Annotated in this window: 1 protein-coding gene; it reads right to left on the bottom strand. The window is 59.6% G+C overall.

Annotation, left to right across the window (positions count from 1 at the left end; translation table 11 throughout):
• Positions 1-65: 65 nt before the first annotated feature.
• Positions 66-542, bottom strand: coding sequence for a hypothetical protein (locus ACRZ95_RS23165; protein WP_170435531.1), 477 nt, complete (start codon positions 540-542; stop codon positions 66-68).
• Positions 543-614 lie beyond the last annotated feature (72 nt).

Here is a 614-nt window from a genome sequence, read left to right as displayed (position 1 = left end):
GCAATTGACAAATTTATTTTCACTCAACCGCGCGGCTACACCAACATCAAAGCGACGGATGATTGCTAGACCCCGTCCCTATCCGCCAGCATCGCGGACAGCATCTCGGACATAAACTTGGTTTCGGCGGCGGCTGTCATGCCTCCGACACCGATGCGATGGCCCAAGCGCCACCAGAGCCCCGGCTCCCAAGTATTCACACCCTTGGTACCTGTCCGGACCAGGAAACCATTTGATGGTTTGAATGCAAACGCGCCCCGGTCAACCGCCTCAACGTCTTCAACGCGCGCGATCACGCGCCCCGACCCCGTGCGCAATTCCAGGCGCGTGAGTTCGATCCGGTCCATTGTCGCGTGCCACATGCGGTAGGCCAGCCAGAACGACGCTCCGCCGACGACAAACAGGAACACTTGCCAGACCGGCTCGGGCGGAGATGCAAGGGCGACATAGATCACCAGCGCTCCGACGATGGACAACATCCCCACCCCAGCCCATCGACGGGGCGACGACGCCTGAACCGTCGCGAGCACTTCATCCTGCATACATGCCTCCTGTCTGCTTTGGTCTCCCTTAACGGCTTTTCCCTGCGAACAACAGAGCGACAGATCATGATC

This window comes from Ruegeria sp. AI3 (assembly GCF_056541245.1).
Note: the sequence above shows the minus strand (reverse complement) of the source record. Positions and strands in the feature narration are given on the sequence as shown.

Excerpts from the sequence above, each read along its gene's own strand:
- ACRZ95_RS23165 (WP_170435531.1), bottom strand. The coding sequence starts at position 542 with ATGCAGGATGAAGTGCTCGCGACGGTTCAGGCGTCGTCGCCCCGTCGA.